General features: G+C 39.5%; 28 protein-coding genes and 2 pseudogenes. 6 read left to right on the top strand and 24 right to left on the bottom strand.

The genetic code is table 11. The features are described from left to right. Window positions 1-61: 61 nt before the first annotated feature. Both A6E06_RS13760 and A6E06_RS13755 read right to left on the bottom strand, forming a co-directional pair. On the bottom strand, window positions 62-1,495 hold the full coding sequence (locus tag A6E06_RS13760) for a lipopolysaccharide biosynthesis protein (RefSeq protein ID WP_065591167.1): 1,434 nt from the start codon (window positions 1,493-1,495) through the stop codon (window positions 62-64). A gap of 13 nt (window positions 1,496-1,508) precedes the next feature. Continuing rightward, window positions 1,509-2,432: a glycosyltransferase gene (locus A6E06_RS13755; RefSeq protein WP_065591168.1), complete on the bottom strand. Its 924-nt coding sequence runs from the start codon at window positions 2,430-2,432 to the stop codon at window positions 1,509-1,511. Window positions 2,433-2,700: 268 nt separating this feature from the next. Here A6E06_RS13755 and A6E06_RS13750 point away from each other — a divergent pair, with 268 nt between their 5' ends. Next, on the top strand, window positions 2,701-3,849 hold the full coding sequence (locus A6E06_RS13750) for a glycosyltransferase family 4 protein (protein ID WP_065591169.1): 1,149 nt from the start codon (window positions 2,701-2,703) through the stop codon (window positions 3,847-3,849). Between the two features lie 86 nt (window positions 3,850-3,935). On the opposite strand, the gene A6E06_RS13745 is transcribed toward A6E06_RS13750, so the two are convergent. The 3 genes from A6E06_RS13745 to A6E06_RS13735 form a co-directional block, all read right to left on the bottom strand. Beyond that, on the bottom strand, window positions 3,936-4,130 hold the full coding sequence (locus A6E06_RS13745; RefSeq protein WP_065591170.1) for a CPXCG motif-containing cysteine-rich protein: 195 nt from the start codon (window positions 4,128-4,130) through the stop codon (window positions 3,936-3,938). A 166-nt stretch (window positions 4,131-4,296) separates the two neighbouring features. Next, a complete protein-coding gene (locus tag A6E06_RS13740; RefSeq protein ID WP_065591171.1) occupies window positions 4,297-4,650 on the bottom strand; it encodes a YkgJ family cysteine cluster protein in 354 nt (117 codons plus the stop codon). Between the two features lie 56 nt (window positions 4,651-4,706). After that, window positions 4,707-5,180: a GNAT family N-acetyltransferase gene (locus A6E06_RS13735; protein WP_065591172.1), complete on the bottom strand. Its 474-nt coding sequence runs from the start codon at window positions 5,178-5,180 to the stop codon at window positions 4,707-4,709. 319 nt (window positions 5,181-5,499) lie between these two features. Between A6E06_RS13735 and A6E06_RS13730 the strand changes: the two genes are divergently transcribed. Then, on the top strand, window positions 5,500-5,727 hold the full coding sequence (locus tag A6E06_RS13730) for a PAS factor family protein (protein ID WP_065591173.1): 228 nt from the start codon (window positions 5,500-5,502) through the stop codon (window positions 5,725-5,727). 103 nt (window positions 5,728-5,830) lie between these two features. Here A6E06_RS13730 and A6E06_RS20225 read toward each other — a convergent pair whose 3' ends face one another. The 7 genes and pseudogenes from A6E06_RS20225 to A6E06_RS13695 form a co-directional block, all read right to left on the bottom strand. Next, window positions 5,831-6,076 carry a DUF6868 family protein gene (locus A6E06_RS20225; RefSeq protein WP_065591174.1) on the bottom strand — a complete coding sequence of 82 codons (246 nt, stop codon included), beginning with the start codon at window positions 6,074-6,076 and terminating at the stop codon, window positions 5,831-5,833. 217 nt (window positions 6,077-6,293) lie between these two features. Further along, a complete protein-coding gene (locus A6E06_RS20195) occupies window positions 6,294-6,785 on the bottom strand; it encodes a type II secretion system protein (protein ID WP_065591175.1) in 492 nt (163 codons plus the stop codon). Window positions 6,786-7,025: 240 nt separating this feature from the next. Further along, window positions 7,026-7,481 carry an NUDIX pyrophosphatase gene (locus A6E06_RS13715; RefSeq protein ID WP_065591176.1) on the bottom strand — a complete coding sequence of 152 codons (456 nt, stop codon included), beginning with the start codon at window positions 7,479-7,481 and terminating at the stop codon, window positions 7,026-7,028. A gap of 21 nt (window positions 7,482-7,502) precedes the next feature. Then, window positions 7,503-8,291: a phosphotransferase enzyme family protein gene (locus A6E06_RS13710; protein WP_065591177.1), complete on the bottom strand. Its 789-nt coding sequence runs from the start codon at window positions 8,289-8,291 to the stop codon at window positions 7,503-7,505. A 26-nt stretch (window positions 8,292-8,317) separates the two neighbouring features. After that, window positions 8,318-8,830 carry a GNAT family N-acetyltransferase gene (locus tag A6E06_RS13705; RefSeq protein ID WP_065591178.1) on the bottom strand — a complete coding sequence of 171 codons (513 nt, stop codon included), beginning with the start codon at window positions 8,828-8,830 and terminating at the stop codon, window positions 8,318-8,320. A 96-nt stretch (window positions 8,831-8,926) separates the two neighbouring features. Then, window positions 8,927-9,451: a DUF2442 domain-containing protein gene (locus tag A6E06_RS13700; RefSeq protein ID WP_065591179.1), complete on the bottom strand. Its 525-nt coding sequence runs from the start codon at window positions 9,449-9,451 to the stop codon at window positions 8,927-8,929. Then, a pseudogene (locus A6E06_RS13695) lies at window positions 9,445-9,712 on the bottom strand (DUF4160 domain-containing protein). The gene A6E06_RS13700 and the pseudogene A6E06_RS13695 overlap by 7 nt, the downstream one beginning before the upstream one ends. 280 nt (window positions 9,713-9,992) lie before the next feature. Between A6E06_RS13695 and A6E06_RS20050 the strand changes: the two are divergent. Next, a pseudogene (locus A6E06_RS20050) lies at window positions 9,993-10,103 on the top strand (integrase); the annotation flags it as partial. Between the two features lie 279 nt (window positions 10,104-10,382). Here the strand turns inward: A6E06_RS20050 and A6E06_RS13690 are convergent. After that, window positions 10,383-10,742 carry a VOC family protein gene (locus tag A6E06_RS13690; RefSeq protein ID WP_065591180.1) on the bottom strand — a complete coding sequence of 120 codons (360 nt, stop codon included), beginning with the start codon at window positions 10,740-10,742 and terminating at the stop codon, window positions 10,383-10,385. A 146-nt stretch (window positions 10,743-10,888) separates the two neighbouring features. On the opposite strand from A6E06_RS13690, the gene A6E06_RS13685 reads away from it, so the two are divergent. After that, entirely contained in the window at window positions 10,889-11,161 is a 273-nt protein-coding gene (locus A6E06_RS13685) for a DUF1778 domain-containing protein (RefSeq protein WP_065591181.1), read from the top strand. Further along, complete coding sequence (locus tag A6E06_RS13680) at window positions 11,158-11,664, top strand: GNAT family N-acetyltransferase (RefSeq protein WP_176713293.1); 507 nt, start codon at window positions 11,158-11,160, stop codon at window positions 11,662-11,664. The genes A6E06_RS13685 and A6E06_RS13680 overlap by 4 nt, the downstream gene beginning before the upstream one ends. Before the next feature lie 194 nt (window positions 11,665-11,858). Here A6E06_RS13680 and A6E06_RS13675 read toward each other — a convergent pair whose 3' ends face one another. The 10 genes from A6E06_RS13675 to A6E06_RS13630 form a co-directional block, all read right to left on the bottom strand. Beyond that, window positions 11,859-12,737 carry a potassium channel family protein gene (locus A6E06_RS13675; RefSeq protein ID WP_065591183.1) on the bottom strand — a complete coding sequence of 293 codons (879 nt, stop codon included), beginning with the start codon at window positions 12,735-12,737 and terminating at the stop codon, window positions 11,859-11,861. Window positions 12,738-12,960: 223 nt separating this feature from the next. After that, window positions 12,961-13,500, bottom strand: a complete 540-nt coding sequence (locus A6E06_RS13670; protein WP_065591184.1) for a GNAT family N-acetyltransferase — start codon at window positions 13,498-13,500, stop codon at window positions 12,961-12,963. A 329-nt stretch (window positions 13,501-13,829) separates the two neighbouring features. Then, window positions 13,830-14,849 (bottom strand): formate dehydrogenase subunit gamma, encoded by a 1,020-nt coding sequence (locus A6E06_RS13665; protein ID WP_065591185.1) that lies wholly within the window; start codon window positions 14,847-14,849, stop codon window positions 13,830-13,832. Between the two features lie 16 nt (window positions 14,850-14,865). Next, complete coding sequence (gene fdh3B, locus A6E06_RS13660) at window positions 14,866-15,474, bottom strand: formate dehydrogenase FDH3 subunit beta (RefSeq protein ID WP_065591186.1); 609 nt, start codon at window positions 15,472-15,474, stop codon at window positions 14,866-14,868. Window positions 15,475-15,487: 13 nt separating this feature from the next. Further along, complete coding sequence (locus A6E06_RS13655; RefSeq protein WP_065591187.1) at window positions 15,488-18,343, bottom strand: formate dehydrogenase subunit alpha; 2,856 nt, start codon at window positions 18,341-18,343, stop codon at window positions 15,488-15,490. A 12-nt stretch (window positions 18,344-18,355) separates the two neighbouring features. Next, a complete protein-coding gene (locus A6E06_RS13650) occupies window positions 18,356-18,553 on the bottom strand; it encodes a twin-arginine translocation signal domain-containing protein (protein ID WP_045101998.1) in 198 nt (65 codons plus the stop codon). Window positions 18,554-18,632: 79 nt separating this feature from the next. Beyond that, window positions 18,633-19,232 carry a molecular chaperone gene (locus A6E06_RS13645; protein WP_065591325.1) on the bottom strand — a complete coding sequence of 200 codons (600 nt, stop codon included), beginning with the start codon at window positions 19,230-19,232 and terminating at the stop codon, window positions 18,633-18,635. Window positions 19,233-19,237: 5 nt separating this feature from the next. After that, window positions 19,238-20,914, bottom strand: coding sequence for a 4Fe-4S dicluster domain-containing protein (locus A6E06_RS13640; protein ID WP_065591188.1), 1,677 nt, complete (start codon window positions 20,912-20,914; stop codon window positions 19,238-19,240). Between the two features lie 203 nt (window positions 20,915-21,117). Then, the gene (locus tag A6E06_RS13635) at window positions 21,118-21,690 is read right to left on the bottom strand and encodes a DUF3306 domain-containing protein (RefSeq protein ID WP_065591189.1); all 573 of its coding nucleotides are present in this window, start codon (window positions 21,688-21,690) and stop codon (window positions 21,118-21,120) included. After that, on the bottom strand, window positions 21,671-22,132 hold the full coding sequence (locus A6E06_RS13630) for a DUF3305 domain-containing protein (protein WP_065591190.1): 462 nt from the start codon (window positions 22,130-22,132) through the stop codon (window positions 21,671-21,673). Before A6E06_RS13630 ends, A6E06_RS13635 begins: the two co-directional genes overlap by 20 nt. A 164-nt stretch (window positions 22,133-22,296) precedes the next feature. Here A6E06_RS13630 and A6E06_RS13625 point away from each other — a divergent pair, with 164 nt between their 5' ends. Next, window positions 22,297-23,136 carry a formate dehydrogenase accessory sulfurtransferase FdhD gene (locus A6E06_RS13625; protein WP_065591191.1) on the top strand — a complete coding sequence of 280 codons (840 nt, stop codon included), beginning with the start codon at window positions 22,297-22,299 and terminating at the stop codon, window positions 23,134-23,136. 111 nt (window positions 23,137-23,247) lie between these two features. On the opposite strand, the gene mltC is transcribed toward A6E06_RS13625, so the two are convergent. Next, on the bottom strand, window positions 23,248-24,387 hold the full coding sequence (gene mltC, locus A6E06_RS13620) for a membrane-bound lytic murein transglycosylase MltC (protein ID WP_065591192.1): 1,140 nt from the start codon (window positions 24,385-24,387) through the stop codon (window positions 23,248-23,250). Window positions 24,388-24,434 lie beyond the last annotated feature (47 nt).

Here is a 24,434-nt window from a genome sequence, read left to right as displayed (position 1 = left end):
TAAAAAGAGAACAAAAAACACCCGTCAATTCATAATGTATGTCTGTAGATACAGAAGGTACTTATTGGAGACTGTTCTTGTTCTGTTTAAACGCCATAATTCCAGTCTTAGGGAACGGAATAATGCCACACATAATAAAACTCAGCAGAGCAACAACACTAACTAATATACCAAGAACAAGATCAGGAACACTAACGAATACCCTGTTTAAAATATGATTTAACGTAATCGCCAGTAAAGCAATCACAATACATATAATCCATTTAACATGGTCATAAGGGAGGTATTCCATAGATTGGCTAACCATATACAATAAAACCAAGCGCAGTGTATAAGCGGTAGCAAGAACCCCTACTACCCCCCATAGACCGTAAATTGGGGTAATAACAAAATACCCAGCAACGGCAACAACAGCACAAAGCCCTTGTACCCACATCTGGGAATGACTTGAACTCCCGCTATAACAACCAAAATTCAAATAATCCCCTGCATTCTTAATCATACCGATAGTGAGTAAAACGACGGAAATAGTGCCAGCTAAACTATAACTGCTCGGTAGAAGTAATGTAATAACACCAGGAGCGGTTAGAATTAAAAAAGTCCCCATAACAACGCCAAGATTTACACCAAGCAAGGATTTATCTGCACATTGTTGTTTGCCATTATCAGACTGAAATATAGCAATACGATTGGGGAACCACCACAATGCATAAGGTTGGAGGATTAATCCAAGTATTAATGCAAATTTAGCACTCACGGCATACACAGCGAGTTCTTCTACACCGACAAAACTGGCTAAAAACCATCTATCTAATCCATTAATCATATATACGGACGCACCACCGACCAACACTGGAAGCCCAAAGCTCAACACCAATTTTGACGATTTAAGGTGACCAAACCGTCCCATCTCTTTCCATTGATAACCTAATAAACAAAGCAACAATATGATACTTGAGACCGCACCTGAAATAAGAACCCCGTCAATACCGTAACCAGCCTCTAAAAGACAGAATGTCATTAATGCTTGTAGCAAACCTTTAAATACGTTGAGAAAGCAAAAACGCTTCGCCATTGCATTCATACGTAATAATGTTAAAGGAATAGATATCACGCCATCAAGCATCGTTGGTATAAGTAGCAAGCCTATTTGATAGGCAGAAAATTTAACCGGTAATATCATTAATAATGCAGGTAAGCTAATTAACATTAAAAAACCACCAGCAAGACAAACAAATACACTTAAAGTAAAGCAATTAGATATTAGCTTACGTTTTTCTTCTCCTTTAGATACGCCGACATAACGGTACATTGCATCAACAATACCAAACCCAAACAAGATCGTTCCTATATCAGCAAGTAAGATTAAAGACTCTAAAGAGCCGTATTCTTCAAGCGTCATTTTATGGGTAATATAAGGGATCATAATGAGTGAGATCCCTTTCATCATCAAGATCCCTACTGCGTAATAGGCTGGTTGCTTTAGCGAGTCCATTTGTCTTCCTTATTTAAGTCGGCAGTAAAAGGTTTTTACAGTCACCAAGCAAACTACGCACTCTTCGCTTTTGAGGGACAAGCAATAACGAATAAACACCATATCCGATTGCAGAACTGTACTGCTGTAAACCACGGTGATAATCAGCATACCCTTCAAGAATTCTAGCTCTTGCGTTTTTCAGAGCAGAAGAAGACAAATTCCAACGCTGTTGTTTACTTTTATAATGATCCAAAATAGATTCAATGCATTTGAGATTTTTCAATCGCAATCCATCCGTTTGTGTTGTTGAACTCTGACGCATCAAATAACCGGTTTGAACAGAATTCAGCACACCAACGTCATGGCTTTCACAGATCCTTAGCCATAATTCCCAATCTTCACCATATTTTAAGCTCTCATCAAACCAATTAATTTTGTCTAATACATTGGCTTTTAGCATAACGGTAGATGTACCAACAACGTTATTTTTAATAATGAAATCAAGAGGTTTAGTTAATATAATGAATTCTTCTTTTCGTTCTTTAAATTGCTCCCAATAGCTAAAACAATCGACTATTGATTGGTAGCTTTCGGTTAAATGATCATAATTAGTAAAACTCATCGCTAAATTAGGATACGTTGTATGCAGTGCTAACTGTAATGCCAGCTTTTCTGGTAACCAAAAATCATCGGCATCTAAAAATGCAACAAACTCACCTGAAGCTTTGGCAATGCCTAGATTTCGAGCTTGGGAAGCACCTACGCCATTCGTCGTTATTGTTTTAATTCTTTTATCAGTTAACTCATTTAAATAGTCTGTTGTTCCATCATTACTATTATCATTAATTATTATTAGCTCAATATTTTTATGTGTTTGTTCAAGTACACTGTTAATCGCTTTTGGTAAAAAAAGTAAACAGTTATATGTCGGAATAATAATAGAGACCTTAACCATAAAGCTCACCTCTCAACATTCTAAGTAATAATTTATTACAGCAGAATTTATGCCAAAATATAACCAATTGAATTTGATGGAATATTCTTTACATTTCTTAAAATGAAAAGATAATAAAGCGAAGTTTCCACATTATTTCATATTGATTGTCATATTGAGAAAGCCCTTATAAAAACACCATTAACAATATAACACCTTGATATTTAATCACTTTTTATTGGCCTATATTTTGCTATATTAATATAAACCAGCATTAAAGGATTTGAATATGAAGAAAGTGGCTTTTATCTCACCCACCTACCCAGTGCTTAGTGAAACCTTTATTCAAACAGAGGTAGATTCTATTAAAGCCTGTGGTCATGAGGTGTGCGTTCTAACTTTTGAAATTGAAGATCTTAAACAACAATTTGACTACAGTGTCATTAAGATAGGCAAGGATATACATACAAGCATGTATAAAAACCTTACTTTTCCTGGCATTCTAAAGGCGTTAAAATTCGTACGAGAACAAGAGCATCTTCCTAAAAAATCACTCTTTAATTATGGGTTAAAATTAGCACTGCAACTTGCTGATATAAAAGCAGAACATATTCATGCTCATTTCTGCCAACACACTGCCGCCCATGCTATTGTCGCGGCAAAACTGCTTAACATCACCTGTTCATTCGTTGCTCACGGTCATGACGTCTATGAAACGGCCTATGATATAGACAAGAAAATCATTGCCAGTGATTTTGTGGTTACCGTTTGTAAAGATATGCAACGCGATTTTGAACATATGGCTTCTGGCAATATTAAGCTATTGCATTGTGGTGTAAAAACCGAGCAATTCGTCATTCAACCCAAAATACCTTCAACGCAGTTAACGTTTGTCTTTCTTGGACGATTAGTTGAACAAAAAGGGATCCACCATTTAATTGACGCTTTAGCTCCCATTGCTAAACAGCTTAATATTCAATTAGATATTGTCGGCACAGGAGAAATGGAAGAACAATTAAAAGACCAAGCCATTCAACAAGGATTATCAAACCATGTGCATTTCTTAGGCTCAAAACCACATCGCTGGGTAAAAGAAAACTTAGTAAACTATGATTGTTTAGTTGCTCCCTTTTGTTTCTCTGAGACTGGATGTGTTGATACTGGTCCATTAGTTTTAAAAGAAGCGATGGCTGTCGGGACTCCGGTTATTACAACCAATATAATGGGATGCAAAGAAATTGTTACGTCAGAGACAGGATACTTAGTTAATGAAAAAAATGTGGCTGAACTACAACAAAGTATTAAACAATTTGCTCAACTCACTTTTAACGAAAGAACAAAGATGGGAAAAATGGCCAGAGAACGTGTAGAAGATCATTTTAATGCTTTTAAACAAGCAAAACAGTTATCTGGCTGGATAGAAAGTGCAGCGTCGTAAGTAAAGCCATAACGTAATTTTAACGATTTAAAAGAGAAACACTCGACAAAGTGAAACGTTAATAGCCTATATTCTTAAATAAGAATTTAAGCTTCGTCTTCATCACGAACGGTTACTAATAATTCATCATTGTCATCACTTGATATTTGAATGCTAATTGGCCGACAGCACACGCTGCAATCGTCAACATATTCATGTTCAAGATCTTCTTTGTCTATAAGGATTACTATCTGCTCATTACAATATGGACAATGTATTTTTTCTTCATGTAAAAATTCCATGTCATCCTCCCAATATTAATTATATTGTCTTTATAAAGTGTAGAGGACTATTGTTAATAAACACGATAATGTTGATCCCTAAAGCAGAAAACCCACAATAACATGAGGTTATCGTGGGTAATCAAAATCGTTAATATTGGTACTATTTGTATTTATTTAGAGAGCATTAGACCAAAACTTGTCGTGTATTCGCGATGTAATAATGAATTTGACGCTCAGTTTTTACATCTATCATTTCTTCAGGACGGCAACCATTTGGACAAGCCATTCGAGGTGTTGTTCCAAACAGTCGGCAGATTAATGGACGTTCTTCATAGACTGTACATCCATTCGGTCCTAAATGTACGCAGTTATATTCATCCAATGCGGCTTCATGCTCTGCATCCGTTTTTACTGGCAGACGTGACATTTCTTCCGAAGAGGTTGTGACTGGACCACAACAATCATGGCAACCTTTTGTGCATTCAAACGATGGAATTCGCTCACGTAGGATCTCAATGATCTCTCCGTTATTATTCATAATATATCTACTCTTTTAAACGATAATTTCTGGACTAAGAAACGTATACTATTGATTTAATTATCGACATTGTGATTAAAACGCTGCCTTGTCACTAAGCCCCATTTTTCATCAACGTACTTATCCTCAACAAATCTACCTGCTGTATAATCATTAACCACATCTTGCCAAAATTTCACTGCATGATCAGCACCAGCAACTTGTTTTATTTCCCAAGAGCCTCTAAAACGTTCAAAAAGAATTGAGATGAAATTTTTACCTACTTTATTTTTACGAAAACAGGGTAAAACGTAAAAATCACAAATCTCATACTCTTTTGGTGACTTTTCCATAATTGCAGTGAGCGCTGCAGGAATGCCATCAACATACAATAAATAGCCTGAAACCTTACCTTCAATTTTTGGGTATATTTCAAACAAACCATTTTCATTTGGTTTATCGTCTATAATTTTTGAAAACTCTGCCGCATAGCCTTGATATAGATTGGCGTACACCTGTTCATTACTATTATCGATGCTTACTATCTTCACAAACCACTCCCTACACCATGTAAATACAAACTAAAAACACAATACCCAATCCAGAACCAAGGGCATTAATAAACCAATACTTATGATATACGCACTATATAAAACTGGTTTAAGTTTTATTACTGAATTTTAGCAGACCACTGATAATAATGTTATCTAACCTTTAGGTTAATGACTAATAGATAATTTATTAGTCATTAACTGGCGCCTCCAATTTTCTCCTCTTTAAAAGAGTATTTCATTTTGTTATGTGACGGATATCTTTAAAAATCCGTCCTATAATAGCCATAATATTAGATGACAATATGGAGATAAAACTATGGATACAACATCACTCGTCTATGACACGTTGACAGATTTAACAAACGCAGATCCTGCTCAATACGCGCAAATCAGACAAAAATTATATGACCAGTTAAATTTACCGTTTGACAAAAAATTTGCTTTATATTCCAGTGTGCTTGGGCCTGTTGGTGCAGGAAGATTAGAAAACCTTGATAACGCAATGACTAAAGCTTGTGATATTTTAAAAGATAAAACAAATTAACGTTAATCCTATTTGAACCTTCTAGCCCTTAACTTAAATACTTAAAGGCTAGAAACCGACCACGATATACGTTACAGGCCACTAACATGCACATCAATATGAGCTAACCCATTAATTTTAATGCTATGTACGGCGTTAGATTGAAAATCAAAATTACAACTTTATAGTTAGCCAAATATTTAAAATACAATATAGGGAGCTCTGATGGAGGAATACTCAGTATTTTACTGTGAACGTTAATAATAAAACCTTTAAATAAGGAAATAGATAACCCAGCGAAAACTAAAAAAACCATATTGATTACGGAGCACCAACCAAAAAATACGGTAAGTTCATTAATAGTAGTCATACATTGATTCTCCTATCTTTAATTCTATACAATGTATTTATTACTATACCTAAAATTGATGAGCTAAAACGAGAAACACACCAAGTCACGAGAAGTAACTTGGCGTTTTAATCTACCCAAAATCGATTAATTGACGAATTCAATCTATTATACTGTTAACAAGATTGACCGTTAAATTCTCAGCTACATAGGGATTAATGCCGTGAGATGTGGTGGGTTAACAATCTCGGTAATATTTAGTGATCTTTAAATCACCGTAAGCGAGTTGATTGTTAGCACCAAAATTACCAAAGCTTCTTGAAATCATAACAAAGCATTGCTCCGTTCTCGATTTACTAAAATCGACATCCTCTCCCAAGCCAATCATTAGTAGTGGAATATTATTGCCCATAAAATTCTCCATTGAATAGCCTGTTGTATTCATCGCATTTTTTACATTATCGGCTTTTAAACTAATATAACCACGGTTCACGTACACATCCGTTCCAGGTAACAACACATCCCCATCACTATCATCAACTCCCGTAATGGCCGCTTTGCTCACTGCTATAGTATCTGCCGTATGAAACTGTGCAATAAAACCATCCAATGCAGCGATACGTGCATCTGATTGTGAATTGAGAAATTTAGGCGCGGCAACGACTAAAAGAATACCAAGAAGAACGATTACGACGACGAGTTCTATTAGAGTGAAACCACTGCTTTTCATTATTTACCTAGCGAATAATTCTGGCTTATTTATTATTTATAAAACATAACATATTTGATAAGTTCGATCAGGCGCAGAAAGTAATAATTCACAAAATGAATGTTGATTGCCTTTTTATTCACCAGTAACCGTAGGGATCTGAGAAAATAGCGACCATTGGTTGCATTGAAAAGTGGTTGTAACTCTGAAATAGATCACGATTGCTCATTACGCCACGCCTCCATAAAAGATTTTAATTGTTTATTCGTCGACATCTACCCGATAAAGCGCATTGACTGGCTTTTCTACAAAATACGACCACACATGCTTAAACACTGCGTGTTGATTTGGAAATGGAGCCAACTCTAGCGCTTCTTCTAAATTACACCACTTATATTCTGTATGTTCTTCATTTAGAACCACCTCTTGCTCCGGTGAGCACATCACAACGAAAACAGGGATAAGCTGAATGACATTCACACTCGCTTCATAAAACTGCTCTAAAAACTGCGCGTTGTATAGGTTTGACACTTCAATTTGAGTCTCTTCCTTGAACTCACGAATGATAGCATCAATGCCAGTTTCATCTTCTTCAATTGAGCCTGCAACATGACACCAAAAACCACCTTTTACTCTTTTCATGAGTAATATTTTCACTTCGCCATCAATTTTAGATAATGCCACGCCTGACACAATTGATGTATTTAATGGGATCATAATTAACCTCTTAAAGCGTTGTTATAAGCACTTTTCACCAACCACTACATCGGTAATATACTGCTCATTGTCATTCAAATATTGAATATCTGCTAGGTACGCCAAATGGTGACCGTCTTTGATATTTTCGATGAAAGCTTGATTGCCATTACTTGCTTCATTATGCATATGGTTAACCAACGATTGAACTCTCTCTGTCATTGCTTTAACTAAAGCCAAACGATCAACTTCAAGCAATCCATAAGCATCACAAAACTGCTTGGCTCGTATAGATTGAGATCCTAAATCCCCCATGGCATCGTATTCATTGGTTTTGAATGGAGCCCAACAATACACGGCATAAGCGATATCCCAAACTCTCGGCGCGGGATGCGCAGTATCAAAGTCAATAATACCCACGGTTTCTGAGCCAATCAATGCAACATTGTATGGCGCGTAGTCTCCGTGACAGATAACTTCCATTGGTTCTCTGCTGGGAAGCATCCACTCTAATGATTCAGTCGAATGATGTAATAGAAACGAACTTGATGCATCGTGGTATAAACGAAGTAGTTTAGCAGCAGAAGTCAGTGCTTCAGTCGTGGCAATATTACCTTTTAGCGGGTAATTGAAAACCTCTCCTTCGACATAAGATAAAATTTCATTATCATCTCCATCAAAACCGTAAGGCTTAGGGGCTGCATTAAAACCGTTTTCGGCAATATGGGACAACAAACTATGTATGGTTTCAGACCACTTACCACGAGGTCGATAAATCTTGTTTTCAGAGCGAAAAACCTGCCCTTCACGCCCACCTTGAAGCTCTTCCATGAGTATCCTTATGAGTGATTTATTTGTTAGGCTTTTATCGACTTAACCATTTGAAGGTCATTTAGAATAGTGCCATCAAGACGTTCTTTACCTTGAAGCCCCGTTTCACAAAAACCGTGCTTACGATAAAAATTCAAAGCTATTTGATTGGTGTCTAAAGCCCATAATACTATCTGTGTATAAGAGCTATTAAGCAGACCTCTCTCAAAATAATCGAATAAGTCACTGCCAATGCTACGACCAAATAAGCTAGGAGCTACATACAGAGAATTAAGCTCGATAGAATTACTCGATTGGTCACCTCTAGGCTCTCGATAACTTAAAAATCCAACAATCTCATTACCCATCTCAGCAACAAGTACTGATGCTAAGTTATCAGATAGCGTGTTACTCCATAACTTTTGTCGACGTTCAATGTTATAGCTTTCAATGAACGACTTAGGTAGCAAACCATCATAAGCTTGAGCCCAAGAAGTCACGTGAACCAAAGCTATTGAGTGAACATCTTTGATGTCTGCATTTCGAATATTGATCTTCATAATTCCCTTTGTGAAGCCTAACCAGACCGTCGTAAACTCAAAACCCTACTGTGGAATGAAAAATGCCAAGCGTTAGGGAACTGTCTTAAACGCTTGTTACATGCTACTCAAAGAATGAGCAGATACTCTATCTTTAGCCAATTCAATAACTGCATGACCCAGTTGAACCAAAGTACCAAAACTTGGTGTTGTTTCAGGTTTTAATGAACGGTAAGCACTCGTCCTACTTTTAATTCCTGCACGTTCAATTACAACACTGTGACCAAATAGTTCAACATAAGAGCGGATAGCCGCTTGCAAAATGTCAGCTCGACCTTCTTGCATTGAATCCCATGATGCCTGTTTAATTACCACTTCCATTTCTTTAACGTCAAAAGGCGTTAAATCAGATTCAGTATAACTACCAACCGTGATTTCTTTTAACGTTGCCGCTGATAACTCAACACCACCCCAATCAAGAGAGCCTTCAGCCGTTAATGAAAACTTTTGAAAATTAGTCACATGACTAAATACTTCTTTTTGGAAATACTCAGCTAAGTTTGCTTCACCGGTATAACCGTCACTAAAAGTAAGCTCAAGTGTAAAGTCAGCTACCAAATCAACATCAATTACTTTTAACATACGTCACCTATAATTTACCCGGATTAATACCAGCAACAGCTTGTTCCCACATTGCCATCAATTTTACTCGATTACTTTCAATGTGAGCTTCTGCTCGTTTTCGTTGCTTATTTGGCAAATAACCTTCTAAGCACTCACCTGTTTCAATTGCTATGATTAACTCATAACTACCATATTTGACATGAATATGAGGCAATTTATGCTGCTTGTTATCGAAAAAATACAAGCAAAAAGTCCAAGCTATGCATCTATCTCTGGCATAGCAACCTCTAATTATCAAATCTGGTTAAACTATAGCGCCGTATCCCAAAGGAGACAACTTTAACATGTAACGCCAAATTAGGTGTAAACAACGCTGACACAAAACTAAACCATACCACCATAAACACAAAACCCAACGATGGAATGAAAAAATTCCAAGCGTTGGAAATCTGTCTTAATGTATTTGTGAACGAAGCCGCTTAGCGGCAGAGTAAAGCCGGTATCGTCAATACTCTCTGTACCTCCATCGTTTTGATGGAGGATAACAGGAGTAAACACCATGATCCCAACCGAACTAGAACGATATCATCGCCTTTATGAATTACACCTTACCAACTTAACTCTGCAAGGTAAGCGGCCTGCCACCATTGATGCCTACTCTCGTGGAGTATGTGGGAATAACGCGACCGAGATAGCCAAAAGGCAAATATAATAAGGATAATGACTGACGTTAAGCCAGAGGAGACACAACAAAAAAGACGATAAAAAAACAGCTAACCCATTGATAAAATTAATATCGAAATCTTATCTTAGCCTCGTTCGTCTTGAAAAAAGACTCAATGCGATGTGCCCATCAAACTAGATCGCACAATTTACGATAAGAAGTGGCTATAGTCTTGTTCAACACCCGGGATTTAACGCTGGCGGTGTAGCGCTTAATCCTTATTTGTTATATGCGAGCTTCCGACCAAACTGCGAACTCATTGCCACTTGGCTCTAGAAAGTGAAAACGACAGCCACCAGGAAACTCAAATATAGGACGAATGATTTCACCATCACTTTGAACAACTTTACTCAATGTAGATTCAATATCCGCACTGTAAAAGACCAAAAGAGCCCCGCCAGAATTTGTCTGGCTGCAAGAATCTGCCTTATAGAAACCACCGCCTAAACCCTGATTGGAAAACGCTGAATATTCCGGACCATAATCGACAAAATTCCAACCAAAAACTGAAGAGAAAAATGATTTGGTTGATTCCAAGTCCTTTGCACCAAACTCTACATAATTTAGTTTTTCATGCTGATTCATTTCGTACCCCTTTCTGATTTCCCCGAGCGTGGTAAGTTGTGTTAATGCATTTGCTAACTGCGTGCCAAAGTGACACAAAACTTGTCATAGTATAATAATTAAACTAGAATTCACTTGTGCCACTTTGACACTGCATGGAGATTATTATGGCGACTGCATTACCTCGTATTACAGCACGTGTAGATATTGATACACAAGAACTACTGTCTCAAGCTGCGGCTATTGCCGGTATGTCTAGCATTAACTCATTTGTGCTTAGTGCAGCTGTAGAAAAAGCAAAAACTATTCTGGAACGTGAACGTGCCCTACAGCTAAGTCAGCAAGATGCTATGACGTTAATGACTGCGTTAGACCAACCAGCTAAACCAAATAGCAAATTACAAAAAGCCGCTTCACGTTACATGGATAAAACTCAATAATGAATACTGTCCAATTAGAAAAAGCTAAGCATGACCGAAATCGCTTTGATTGTGGCATTACCGCACTCAATAATTACTTGAAAGTTATGGCAAGCCAACAAGCTAAGAAAGACAATACTCGTACTTTTGTTCTTGAAGATAAACAATGTCCTGAGCACATTATTGGTTATTACACATTAACAATGATACCCATTGATATTCAGGATTTACCTCCCAAATTACAAAAGAAACATCACAGTGTAACTTCTGGTGGTTTGATTGCTCGCTTAGCCGTTGACCATAGATACAAAGGTCAAGGTTTCGGTGAATGGCTTTTGATTGATGCACTTAGAAAGCTATTAATGGCAAGTGAAACCGTCGCCTTCCCTGTCGTCATTGTTGATGCAAAAGATGGCGCTGAGTATTTCTATGAAAAATACGGTTTTACTGCGTTCAAAGACGCTGATAACAAACTGTTTATTACAATTGCAGACATTAGAGCCAGTATCGGTGAATTAATTTAAACCGAGAAGCAGTTAACGAGACTGTAGGACTTCACCTTCACCCAGCTCCAATCAAAAACCTACCAATATTTCATCATAATAGAAGCTTGAACATACCAATAAGTAATCTCCCTGAGTTTGGAAGTATTAGTAATAAAAAAGCCTCAGCTTGAGGGGAAACTCCAAAACTGAGTTATTGACACCATAGTCGTTTGTTAGCCATTTTTTATTCGAGCCGCATATTCTTCATATTGTTCAATGAATTTAAAACTAGCATTGAGTAACATGTATAGAGCCACATATTGGTTCATGCCATTGGAATGACGAAACTCTACTTTTCCTGTATGGTTTTCAATCGAACTCGCATCTTCTTCTGAAGCATCGTTATCACCATACCTTGTCTTGGGTTGATTTAGGATGCTTTCACTGAAGTCCAAAGACTTACTTAGCTGACAGAAATCAATGCAAAGACTCTCCATTTCTGGCCACTTCGACGCGTACCCTAGCTTAACCAAGTCCTCTAAGGTTCTAGTAAGATCAAAAAGACTCTCAAAATAGTAACTAACCGCTGGTTTAAAATTATTATCTGCCAATTTCAAAGTGGTTTTAAATAGGTCTTTCATATCATTAAACTTGAAATTTCGATTAATTTCACTTCGGTCTCCACCAATAGGGACAGTCAAAGGTATAGAATACTCCTGATATCTCTGAATCCGTATCAACAAAAGCCTTTCAAATGAAATGAAACGCTCTTTCGCAACCCTAGCGTTCTCTTTTTCTTGTTTTTCTAATTCTTTCTGCTCGATTTCCTGACTATGTTGTATCGATAATGCATTTAGAAACAAACCAATTAACATTATTCCCAATAATGATTCTGAAGCAGCAGCAATTTGAGCCCATGAACTGTTAGGCAGAACATCACCATAGCCAAGCGTTGTAATTGATACAACGCTAAAATAAATATAGGTGATCACATCCTTTGAATGTTCTCCAACCTTGAGATCAACCAAAGAAAAAACTAGAGCAAATATTGGAATCAGTGATAGGTAGCATAGAGCATAGACAGATGCTTTACGGTTAAATAGTCTTTTCATTTTATCTTCTTATTAAATTAAAAGTTAATTTCGCTCACGAATATTTCGCAATGGCTAACGCTCTTTCTACGACAAAATGTCTTATAGTTCCCTACCACATTTGTCTCTAGCTATTCTATTAAGGCATCTAGCCTTTTTCTAAAACTCAAATAAATCAACACTATAAACCACGTCATATAGGTCGATGTATTCAGACTATACGACAACGTGTCGCTTTATGCGGTTAGCTCACAGGCTGCTTTGATAAACCATAAATAGCATGATTGATAATACGGCCATTCAGGTTTTCTCGATTAGAAATAATGCCTTCTAATGTCATGCCTAAACGTTCACAAACCTTGCGGCTTGGTAGATTGTGCTCACCTGCTGCTATTTGAATTTTCTCAAGCTGTAAATCTGTGAAAGCAATCTCGATTAACTTGGACACTGCACGAGTAATAATGCCTTTACCCTGATAAGACTCGCTGAGCCAATAACCAATCTCAGCCATTTTTAACGGATGATTAATCGTATTGAAGCTGACATTACCAACCAACTCACCTTGGTAAATCATGGCACAAACCATTCCTTTACCTTCGGCATAATCAAGTAACGATTTACGCACAAAGCGTAGAAAGAAATCCTCAGACTTTGCGTGTGACGGCCAAGCTAGCCATTGAGATAAATAGGCTTCTTCTTTTGAGACGATTTCAAAGTACTTCTTAGCAAAAGAGGGCTCAATAAGAGCCAATTTCAATTCACTATCAACTTCCACTGTAAACATAATTCACCTTTTGCCAATATAACCCTTATACATACACCCCAAATCCTCAACGAACTTATTGATTTCTAATCTTGTCGTTAAAAATTAATGAAGATGTATATTTTTCATTCGCACATCATACCCTTCCATAAATGGATTTCATTCTATTTTTTTTCATTTCGCTTTTGGGATCTGTATTTTTCAAAGTCATAAGCTATTGATAATATTACTAGTAACTTAACAACCATTGATTGTCCGGTAGCTAACGTTCAGGCACAAAAAAGCCGAGCAAGTTACCCTGCTCGGCTTTTAGTTTTACCAATTATCGCTATACGAATATTAACTCGTTATTAGCTGTTTTTGTCTTTTGGCTGATTCTCTGGTAAGTCTTTTACTTCGGCATACCATAAGTCGTGGTGTTCTTTAGCCCATGTTTCGTCAACATCGCCAGTCACCATGCCCTCTAGTCCAGCTTCCATACCAAATAGACCGATATAGATGTGGAAGATAAAACCACAAATCAAGATCAGAGCTGAGAACATGTGGATCAAGTTTGATAATTCCATATCACGGCGTAATTGGCCGAAGATTGGGAAATCTAGTACAAAACCACTGATCGCTGCAATAGCACCAAACCAGATTAGAAGCCAGAAAATCGCTTTTTCACCACCGTTTGAGAAACCCGCTGATGGATGCGAGCCTTTATGCTTACCAACCATGCCGCCCATTTTTAGGAACCATTGAATGTCTGTCTTGTTTACAATGGATTTTCTCCACCATTTCACTAAAACAGTCATTAATAGGATGCCAAAGATCGGGCCCATGTAGTTGTGATACTGCTTCGCTGCATAAATGATCATGCCCCAAATATCGGTCGGTAATATCGGTTTTAAGAAGTGCTTACCATAGACCAAACATAATCCACTGAACGCCAGTGTTAAAAACGTGAACGCCATGCTCCAGTGCAATGCACGGTCCATTTTGCTCCAACGTTGAATTCGACGTCCTGTTTTTGGTTTGCTTAATTTTAGGGGACCAATGGTAAAATACGCCAGTGTCACCATTGCTAAACTACCAAAGATCGCTAATGCACCTAATGGTGACATCCACTTCTCTTTTAACACATACCACGTTTCGCCAGCCGTACTGATAAGTACGCCATGCTCTGGTGATTGTGAGGTCGTGTAGCCTTCTTCGCCCGCTCTTACTTGACGCCAAAAATCAGCACCACCAAGTTGGGTCATCTCTTTCTCTGCACTTTTCGCGGCTACACTGTCATTTGCCATGCTAGGCATAGAAAATGTCAGTGTTAATGCTGCCAATACTGGCAGCAATAACGAAAGAGAAAGACGTTTTAGTTGTTTCAACATCGCTCTCTCCACCGGATTAGCTCTTAGTCGCATCGAACGATAAGTCTTCACCGTTTGTCCAACCTGCGTCTTTTGCGCCACGCTCTACAACACGTTGACGGAAGATGTCAGAGACTTTCTCTGCATCACCAGCAAGCAGTGCTTTGGTTGAACATAATGAAGCACACATTGGCAATTTACCTTCAGCGATACGGTTTGCACCGTACTTATCACGTTCTTCTTGTGAACCTGGTTCTACACCCGGGCCACCTGCACAGAATGTACATTTGTCCATTTTGCCACGCTCAGCAAATGCACCCTGTTTAGGGAACTGCGGCGCACCAAATGGGCAAGCAAATAGGCAGTAACCACAACCGATACAAAGATCTTTGTTGTGACGCACGATGCCATCTTCTGTTTGTTCAAAACAATCCGCAGGACAAACCGCCATACAAGGCGCATCCGTACAATGCATACATGCAACAGAGATTGATGTTTCACCCGGCTCACCGTCGTTTAGTGTTACTACGCGACGACGTTGGATGCCCCACACTAGTGCATCATCATTTTCATTTTTACATGCAGTGACACAGCCGTTACATTCAATACAACGTTTGGTGTCACATAAGAATTTCATTCTAGCCATTTTATATCACCCCTTACGCTTTCGTGATTTTGCATAGTGTCACTTTGGTTTCCTGCATTTGTGTTACAGGATCATAGCCATAAGTGGTTGCTGTGTTTGCTGCTTCGCCAATAACGTATGGAACCGTACCTTCTGGGTACTTAGTCGTTAAGTCTTCGCCTTGGAATTTACCGCCGAAGTGGAATGGTAAAAACGCCAGACCTGGTTTCACACGACGTGTCACCATGGCTTTAACGTGAATTCGACCTTTCTCTGCACCTTCAACCCACACCATTTCACCGTCTTTAAAGCCGATGTCGTTTGCGTCTTTCGGGTTCACTTCAACAAACATTTCTTGTTGAAGCTCAGCAAGCCATGGGTTAGAACGCGTCTCTTCACCACCGCCTTCATACTCAACAAGACGACCCGTCGTAAGAATAATTGGGTATTCTTTTGACTTATCTTGGTCTTGAATTGTTTTGTACAATGTTGGTATACGGAAGTTAGCCGCACGATCATCCCATGTTGGGTAATCAGCAACCAAATCACGACGTGGTGTGTATAACGGCTCACGGTGTTGTGGAACACGGTCAGGGAACGTCCATACAATCGCACGTGCTTTTGCATTACCAAATGGCATACAACCGTGTTTAATGGCAACACGTTGAATACCGCCAGATAGATCGGTTTTCCAGTTTTTACCTTCTGCTGCTACTTTTTCAGCCGCAGTCAGATCGTCCCACCAACCAAGTTGCTTAAGCAGTTTGTCAGTGAATTCTGGGTGGCCATCTTCAATCTCACACCCTACTGGGTAGCTGTCTTCTGCTAGTAAGCTTTCACCTTCAAATTCCACACCAAAACGAGTACGGAAGTTACCGCCGCCTTGCGCTACAGGTTTAGACGTATCATAAAGAATGTGCGTACCTGGGTGCTTCATTTCTGGCGTGCCCCAACAAGGCCAAGGAAGGCCGTAGGTTTCACCATTAACTGGGCCGCCTTCTGCTTCTAGCGTTGTTTTGTGGAACGTGTGCCAGTTTTGTGTGTGCGCTTTAATACGCTCTGGGCTTTGACCTGTATAGCCAATTGTCCACATACCTTTGTTGAATTCACGAGTAATGTCTTCAATTACAGGTTGATTGTTCTCATCAATTTTGATGTGTTTGAACAGTTGATCTGAGTAACCTAACTTTTTAGTCAGTAGGTACATGATCTCGTGGTCAGGTTTTGATTCAAACAACGGCTGAATGACTTGCTCACGCCATTGGAATGAACGGTTTGATGCCGTTACTGAACCGTGCGTTTCAAACTGCGTTGTTGCAGGAAGAAGGTATACGCCGTCTGTACGATCATTCATTACAGCAGCAACGGTTGGGTATGGATCAACGATGACCATCATATCCAATTGTTTCATTGCTTTTCTGATCTCAGTACCACGTGTTTGTGAGTTTACTGCGTGACCCCAGTAGAACATTGCACGGATATTGTCGTTTTGTTCGATGTTTGCTTTGTCTTCTAAAACACCATCAACCCAACGAGATACAGGAATACCAAAGTTGTTCATCGGCGTTTTGCCGTTGTATTTACCTTGGTCGAATCGGTTTTTAACCCATGAGTAATCTAGATCCCACACTTTTGACCAGTGTTTCCACGCGCCTTCACCAACACCGTAGTAGCCAGGAAGCGTATCTGAAAGAACACCTAAATCCGTTGCGCCTTGTACGTTATCGTGACCACGGAAGATGTTTGCGCCGCCGCCTGATTTACCCATGTTACCTAGTGCAAGTTCTAGTACACAGTAAGCACGCGTGTTGTTGTTACCTGTTGTATGTTGAGTACCACCCATACACCAAACAACACAACCTGGACGGTTTTCTGAAAGCAGTTTTGCGGTTTCGTATACTTCCGCTTCGGTAACGCCAGTAACACGTTCCACTTCTGCAGGATTCCATTTAGCTACTTCTGTGCGGATCTCATCCATACCAAACACACGTTGGTTAATGAATTCTTGATCTTCCCATTTGTTAGCAAAAACGTGGTACAAGACGCCCCAAATGAAGGCAACGTCTGAACCCGGACGCAATGAAACATAATGATCGGCTTTTGCAGCAGTACGTGTACGACGCGGGTCGGCAACAACGATCTTACAACCATTCTTCTCTTTTGCGATCAGAATATGTTGCATTGCTACTGGGTGTGCTTCTGCAGGGTTTGAACCAATGAATAGCATAGATTTACAGTTATGCATGTCATTGAATGAGTTGGTCATTGCACCATAGCCCCATGTGTTTGCAACACCGGCTACTGTGGTTGAGTGACAAATACGCGCTTGGTGATCGACGTTGTTTGTACCCCATAGTGACGCCATTTTACGGTACAAATACGCTTGTTCGTTGTTGTGCTTCGCAGAACCTAACCAGTACACTGAATCTGGACCTGATTCTTTACGGATCTCAAGTGCTTTATTGCCGATCTCTTCGATCGCTTGATCCCAAGACAGTTTTACCCATTTGCCATTTTCTAGCTTCATTGGGTATTTTAGACGACGTTCGCCATGACCATGCTCACGCAGTGCTGCGCCTTTTGCACAGTGACCGCCTGCGTTAAATGGGTGATCGAATGCTGGCTCTTGACCAGTCCATACGCCATTTTGTACTTCAGCGTAGATACCACAACCAACAGAACAGTGAGAACAAATTGTACGTTTCACTTCTGTTGGCGCATCAACTGGCACTTCTTTCGCTTGTGCTTTTTTCATCATGCTTGGAACAAACATGCTTGCACTTGCTACTGCACCCGCAGCAATGGTTGAAGTACGCATGAACATACGACGTGTAATGCCCAGCTGGTTCTCTTGCTTTTGTACCGAATCGGAACGTTTAGTCAATTTCATTATTAAGCTCCGTTATAGGCTATCGTAATAGTCACGAATATGTTGAGTTTCGCGATATCCATCGCCTTTCTTCTCAACGTCTTTTTTATCCGTTACTGTGCTTGCACTTGCTGTTCCTGAAACGGCTGCGGCTACTGTTCCTGCGGCAGCTGCAGTTGCAAGGCCCTTCAGTAACGTGCGGCGGTTTAGGTCCGTATTTTTATTGCTCATTCAATGCTCCTTTGCTTCCAATTCACTTGGAATGGGCGTCTGTTTTTATGGTTTTAATTCTTTTAAATCACAACGACGTTTATACTTCTGTGACTTCAATTGCGTTTGGATTTTTTGCAAAGCGCGTTTGTTCTACAATGAAAAACGCCTCAACTAGTTGTGTCACTGATTTGTAGAAATCCGCATTTTCAGCGTTATTGATTTGCTCACACAGTGCGACATACCAAGGTTGGATATGGCGGTTAAAGAATCGTTGTTGCAAAACTTCTGCATCATTCGCTCCAATAAGCATAGCCATTACTTCACATAATGCTGAGATATGATCTTCAGGTTCTTTTACGTCATCTGCTCGCTCAAAACCTAATTGCATAAGGTCTTGGCGAAGGGCAACTAACGGTTTTTCCATTAAAGCGCCCGCTATGTGCCATGAGCCAAACGGCATCACTTCACCACGGCCAACGCCAATGAATAAGTTTTGGTATTCGTCTGTTAGTGCTTCTTGATTTGATTCTTGAGCTGCTTTTGAAACCGCAACCCAGGCTTGACTCATCTCATGATTGTCATTGCCTTCGACTTCAAGCGTACTTAACCAATCAATCACCATTTCATCAGGTGCAATACGAAATAAATGCGCTAATAAACCATAGATTTCTTGTCTTACTTGTTGTTGTTCATTCATGGTCATTACACCTTTAATTGTTTTTCTGGATTTGCAGACAAATCGATAAAGATGTCTTTTACTCGACAATCTTCACACATGTATAGACGACTGATTGAGGCTTCGTCACTAAAGTGTGGGTTACCCTGTAACTTAACTCTTAGCATTTCAATCATTGATGCTGGAGCGAAAGGCGTTCCACAAGTAATACAACAAGCGGCATCTTCTTTATGCATGATTTGTGTTTCTTGACGCTCTGCTTGGCTCCAGTTCATTTGCACTTTCATGCTCAATACTTTTTCTGGACACGCGCTAACACAAAGGCCACATTGAACACAATCTTGTTCAATGAATTTTAATGTTGGTGAATCGGGATCGCTGTGCAATGCACGAGTCGGACAAACCGCAACACAACCCATACATAAGGTACAGTCTTTCGTTTCACAGCTCACGCTGCCATAAGGTGCATGAAAAGGAAGAGATTGAATTTCAGTAATTTCGATATTATTTGATGTCGCATCAGCAGCTAGGTGATCTAACGCGCCCATTAAACGTGCACGCTTATTGCCTGTTAAAGGTTGTTCAATTACCGCTAATGGCGTATCGATAAGTGTCATTTCGTGTAACGCTTCCATGTAAACGACTTGGATGCGTTGAGGTTCTAATCCTAATTGAGATAAGAAAGCCTGTGCGATTTCGACTTCTTGCGTTAATACACGCTGAATGGTTTCTGGCATTCTGCGGCTGGCAATGAAAAGGATTTGTGCTGCGCCATTAACAAGTGCAGAGAACCATGTATCAATACCAACAGAAAGAAGCTCATCAAGAACCACTGGGATAACATGATCTGGCATGGTTTTCAGTGCCATCACGTTAAAGTTTTCATGACGATCACTACAAAAAGCAATAATAGGTGTTTTGCCACCCTCTTTCTTGTAGTTTTCTAGTAGGCGAGTTGCGAAGTTTTGTGTTTTCTCGGCTTCTGGCAATGCATAGCTGATCGCTTCAGTCGGACAAGCCGTTGCACAGGTACCAACACCTTGACAAAGGTATGGGTTAATTTGAATGTGGTGGCCTGTTTGATCTGAGCCTTCACTGGTTAGTGCGCCAGCAGGACACGCATCGACACAACGCTCACACCCTTTTACGCCACGTGAACTGTGTGCACATAATTCTGGGTTTAAGCGAAAGTATTTTGGTTTATCAAACGTACCAACAAGCGCTGGCAATTCATCAAGCACTTGTGCAAGCGTTGGATAACCACGACCGACAGGATAATAACCCGGTACAGGCACTTGCTCTGACATTACGCTGTCTAGTTTCATGTCTAACACAAGATCGAACGCAGCGGCACCAATGGTTGCTTTTGCTAGATTCACGCGTTCACCATTTAACGTGCACTCAACATCAAATGCGCCTAAAAAGCCTTTGATGCTTAGATCTTTAGCGTGGTAAACCGTTTTTTCAGTCTCTTTATCGTGTGCATCGGATTCGGTTGATACCAGTGTGATGCTGTTCAGCTCTGAGAACTGCTCGGCAACATCAACAATAATGCTGGTAGGTCCAATGATGATCAAGTTACCACGGCTTTCGTAACTAACCGTTGGTGGGATTAAGTTGTTTAACTCAACGGTTTGCGCAATAGCGAACTGACGCGCTTTGGCATTCGTTGTTTCAGATTGTGCTAAAAATTGGGTTAACATTGCTTCACCTATTCTTGACCCCATTTGGGCCTATTCAGTTCTAAGACTGGTTTCTAGGTAGTACATCGCAATAACCGTACCAACTTAATGGGTAATAATTAGAAATATTAATTGGGTAAAATGCGCAATTTTTAGACTATTTGGCAGGCGGTGTTTTTTGTCGGGACATTTTGTCTCACCATGGTTCAAAATGTCCCGATTGTTTAAGTGGTCTTTTTTGTCTCACTTGAGGCTTTTTCGTCGTCAGTAACGTATTGATATTCATTATCATTACTGTTTATTGCTTCATTTTTAGCGGTTAATTCTTGTTGTTGTTCTGATGCTTCTTTTGATAATGATTCTGATAATTGCTCTGCCACTAACTCTTGCTCAATCTCGCCTGCTTCTTCAACAGGCTCTACCATCCAATCTCGTAATTTGGCTGCAGTTTCACTATCCAATTTGGGTGGTGTTGAGTAGTTTGGCTCATCTTCCATTGCAAATTCAGGGTTCAAAAACATCTTACGCAATGCGGCTTTTTTCAGGTTTTTATCTACCCCTATTGCCATAAATTGGCTGACATTGCTGGTTCCTGTAATCGTACCCAGATCGGCCTCGGTAGGCAGATCTATCTCAGGCGTTGATTCTACCTCTTCTAGAACTGATGCTGTTTCAACATCCTCGACAGAAGCGTCAATAACAGGTGTTGACGGTGCTTGAATAGGCTCATCACTGACCTCTTCACCTTGTTTTACCTTCTGTTTTCTCAGTGCCCATCTACTTAGGAAGTTGCTCACTTGCGCGCCCCGCACCTTTACGTTTCTTTCTACGAACTTCTATCAGTTCACCGTTTTTGCCGATAAAGGCTTCTAGCCATGCCTGTACAGGTAGTGGCATACCAATCGATAGCACAACGTAATCACCATCCATGTATTGCCCTATCAAGCTTTGTGACGCAGTGATCATTACTAGGGTAAGTACGTCATTATCATTTTCAAAGGCAAAAAATAGCTTTGGATCTTGAGAGCTTAAATTAAAACGGTAATCGGTTCGTTCATCTAAAAATATTTCTAGATCTCGCTCAAATAAGATGCCGTTACTTTGCGCTGCTTGTGTTTTTTTCTCATAAAGATGAATGTCACCAATATGCCAAGATGGCGCACTCCAACGTCCCACTTGTTTGATTTCTTCAATCACTTCAAATTGAAGCGGCCATTGGTTTTCTGTTTTTTGATCCACAAGTCACCCTTCTTTTTATGAGGCTTTTTTATCTCTATTCACACTATAAAGCAATCCTTATACCAACAACGGTTTATTTCTAATTTAACCACAACTCATCCTGTGGTATAAAATTTGCGTGTAATACGTTAATTACCTTAAATCTCATTAATTTGGAGCTTACTTTGAGCCAATCACCAAGAATAATAACTACTGGCGCTGTACCTAAACAAACTCTTACTGTGGATGTTTATGATGAATACGGTGAGAAGCTAACAAAAGAAGTCGCGTGTGAACAACCATTAACGGTTATGTTGAATTGGCAAGAAGTGGTGACTCTAATGACGTTAGGCGCACGCCCTGCTGAATTAGTCGTTGGCTATTTAAAGAATCAACATTTCATTAGCGATGTAACGTTATTAGAATCCATCATGATTGATTGGGAAACCAAAACAGCCGCGGTGAATACTAAAGAGACTACTGAACACGTTAAAGAGAATTTAAAGAAGAAAACGGTTACCTCTGGCTGTGGTCAAGGCACCATGTATGGCAACGTGATGAAGCAACTTGAGAATTACCAAGTGCCTCAAGTAACCATCAATCAATCGGATATTTACGCCTCGTTAGAAGCACTGACTTATCACAATGACACGTACAAAGCCGCAGGTGCAGTGCATGGCTGTGCGATTTGTGAAAACAACCAAGTCTCGTCTTTTGTGGAAGATGTAGGCCGTCATAATGCAGTAGATACACTTGCGGGCGAATTATGGTTAAACCGTGGTACGGGCGACAATAAACTGTTTTACACCACGGGTCGTTTAACCTCTGAAATGGTGATTAAAGTCGCTCAAATGGGTATTCCGGTCTTACTTTCTCGCTCAGGTGTCACGCAAATGGGTTTAGATTTGGCGCAGAAATTTGGCATTACGATTATTGCTCGCGCGAAAGGTAAGCGTTTTCAAGTGTTTGCTGGATATGAAAAAATCAACTTTGATGTGAAAGGCGAAGCGGCGCTTGGGGACTAAAACAGAAACTAGAAACTAGAAACTAAGCATAGCAAGGACGAGTAAGAGCAAAAAGCAATGACTCGTCCTTAATCCCGACAATCTAATCCCTTAACAGAGGCATAATTCTATCTATGCTTTTTCATTAAATTCTTTTTGATATTTTAATACTTTTTCAAGATAACGACGCGCTTCTGCTTTTGGGTGTTTATTTGTTAACGCCCAGTACAATTGACTTGGTTGTAAACTATTTATCTCGCTTATCGCTTTTGTTTTACTTGTATCAAAGGTTGAAAATACACCACCTGAACCACCGTTATACGCTGATATCATGCTGTAATGTTTATTGGTTGCATGAGTGATATCTCGTAAATATCTATTCTTCAAGATATAAAAATAAGCGGTGCCTGTGTCTATATTATTCGCAGGGTTAAACAAATACTCTTTTGTTGGGATACCTGATTTGTTTTTTACTAGTTTAAATACATCTGCTCCTGCTGTTTTTGGGATCACTTGCATTAAACCATAAGCTCCAGCATGACTTACTGCGTAAGGATTGAAGCTACTTTCGGTCTGGATAATGGCGTAGATTAAATCGATTGAAATACCGTATTCTTTCGACGCTTTTTTAATTAAATCTGCATATTGAAATTCACGCTGCTCTAGATGGTCATCCACCATTGAGATCTCAACGTAATACGCTTTGCCATTTTTTATGGTTTTCGTTTTAAGCTTATTCTCGATTAAATAATCCGCGTATTCCCCTGCTCGCCATGGCCATTCAATGTCTTTGTTTTCTTGATCTTTAATTTGACCAAGTAAAAATGGACGTCCACGTAAAGGAATCGATTTATCACTGAATAAATCAACATGCGATGGATCGGCAGGCATGAGTACCGTGCCTATAATGGCTTTTTTAAGCGTCTCTTTGGGTTGATATTGAGAAATGGTTGATACATAAATCTTACCTTTCTCAAAATCAATATGAGCACGAGTGCGATAGCCATCAAGGTACTTTACATAGCGATGTTTGCCTGCTTCTAAAAACTCTTTATCACCCCATGTTTTATGCACATGCTCAGACAAATTCGCTAACTGATCTTCAATTGATTGATTTGGTTTGGTGGTACTCGGCTTCCATGAATTGGATTGAGAGTTTCCACTCTCAGCACTGCAATTACATGAGTCTGGTCTATTATAGTTGCCATCAAAAATTGGCGTACAAGAAGCCGTCACTAAAGTAATAACAAGAGAAATTAATACGTTTTTCATTTATGTCCTAAATAGCATATTGATCTTAATTTTCAATAGACTGGGAT

The organism is Aliivibrio sp. 1S175 (genome assembly GCF_001690985.1).
Lineage (GTDB): Bacteria > Pseudomonadota > Gammaproteobacteria > Enterobacterales > Vibrionaceae > Aliivibrio.
The sequence above is the reverse complement of the archived record's forward strand: the minus strand, read 5'-3'. Positions and strand labels throughout refer to the sequence as shown.

Excerpts from the sequence above, each read along its gene's own strand:
- A6E06_RS13760 (WP_065591167.1), bottom strand. The coding sequence starts at position 1,495 with ATGGACTCGCTAAAGCAACCAGCCTATTACGCAGTAGGGATCTTGATG.
- A6E06_RS13755 (WP_065591168.1), bottom strand. The coding sequence starts at position 2,432 with ATGGTTAAGGTCTCTATTATTATTCCGACATATAACTGTTTACTTTTT.
- A6E06_RS13750 (WP_065591169.1), top strand. The coding sequence starts at position 2,701 with ATGAAGAAAGTGGCTTTTATCTCACCCACCTACCCAGTGCTTAGTGAA.
- A6E06_RS13745 (WP_065591170.1), bottom strand. The coding sequence starts at position 4,130 with ATGGAATTTTTACATGAAGAAAAAATACATTGTCCATATTGTAATGAG.
- A6E06_RS13740 (WP_065591171.1), bottom strand. The coding sequence starts at position 4,650 with ATGAATAATAACGGAGAGATCATTGAGATCCTACGTGAGCGAATTCCA.
- A6E06_RS13730 (WP_065591173.1), top strand. The coding sequence starts at position 5,500 with ATGGATACAACATCACTCGTCTATGACACGTTGACAGATTTAACAAAC.
- A6E06_RS20225 (WP_065591174.1), bottom strand. The coding sequence starts at position 6,076 with ATGACTACTATTAATGAACTTACCGTATTTTTTGGTTGGTGCTCCGTA.
- A6E06_RS20195 (WP_065591175.1), bottom strand. The coding sequence starts at position 6,785 with ATGAAAAGCAGTGGTTTCACTCTAATAGAACTCGTCGTCGTAATCGTT.
- A6E06_RS13715 (WP_065591176.1), bottom strand. The coding sequence starts at position 7,481 with ATGATCCCATTAAATACATCAATTGTGTCAGGCGTGGCATTATCTAAA.
- A6E06_RS13710 (WP_065591177.1), bottom strand. The coding sequence starts at position 8,291 with ATGGAAGAGCTTCAAGGTGGGCGTGAAGGGCAGGTTTTTCGCTCTGAA.
- A6E06_RS13705 (WP_065591178.1), bottom strand. The coding sequence starts at position 8,830 with ATGAAGATCAATATTCGAAATGCAGACATCAAAGATGTTCACTCAATA.
- A6E06_RS13700 (WP_065591179.1), bottom strand. The coding sequence starts at position 9,451 with ATGTTAAAAGTAATTGATGTTGATTTGGTAGCTGACTTTACACTTGAG.
- A6E06_RS13690 (WP_065591180.1), bottom strand. The coding sequence starts at position 10,742 with ATGAATCAGCATGAAAAACTAAATTATGTAGAGTTTGGTGCAAAGGAC.
- A6E06_RS13685 (WP_065591181.1), top strand. The coding sequence starts at position 10,889 with ATGGCGACTGCATTACCTCGTATTACAGCACGTGTAGATATTGATACA.
- A6E06_RS13675 (WP_065591183.1), bottom strand. The coding sequence starts at position 12,737 with ATGAAAAGACTATTTAACCGTAAAGCATCTGTCTATGCTCTATGCTAC.
- A6E06_RS13670 (WP_065591184.1), bottom strand. The coding sequence starts at position 13,500 with ATGTTTACAGTGGAAGTTGATAGTGAATTGAAATTGGCTCTTATTGAG.
- A6E06_RS13665 (WP_065591185.1), bottom strand. The coding sequence starts at position 14,849 with ATGTTGAAACAACTAAAACGTCTTTCTCTTTCGTTATTGCTGCCAGTA.
- fdh3B (WP_065591186.1), bottom strand. The coding sequence starts at position 15,474 with ATGGCTAGAATGAAATTCTTATGTGACACCAAACGTTGTATTGAATGT.
- A6E06_RS13655 (WP_065591187.1), bottom strand. The coding sequence starts at position 18,343 with ATGAAATTGACTAAACGTTCCGATTCGGTACAAAAGCAAGAGAACCAG.
- A6E06_RS13650 (WP_045101998.1), bottom strand. The coding sequence starts at position 18,553 with ATGAGCAATAAAAATACGGACCTAAACCGCCGCACGTTACTGAAGGGC.
- A6E06_RS13645 (WP_065591325.1), bottom strand. The coding sequence starts at position 19,232 with ATGAATGAACAACAACAAGTAAGACAAGAAATCTATGGTTTATTAGCG.
- A6E06_RS13640 (WP_065591188.1), bottom strand. The coding sequence starts at position 20,914 with ATGTTAACCCAATTTTTAGCACAATCTGAAACAACGAATGCCAAAGCG.
- mltC (WP_065591192.1), bottom strand. The coding sequence starts at position 24,387 with ATGAAAAACGTATTAATTTCTCTTGTTATTACTTTAGTGACGGCTTCT.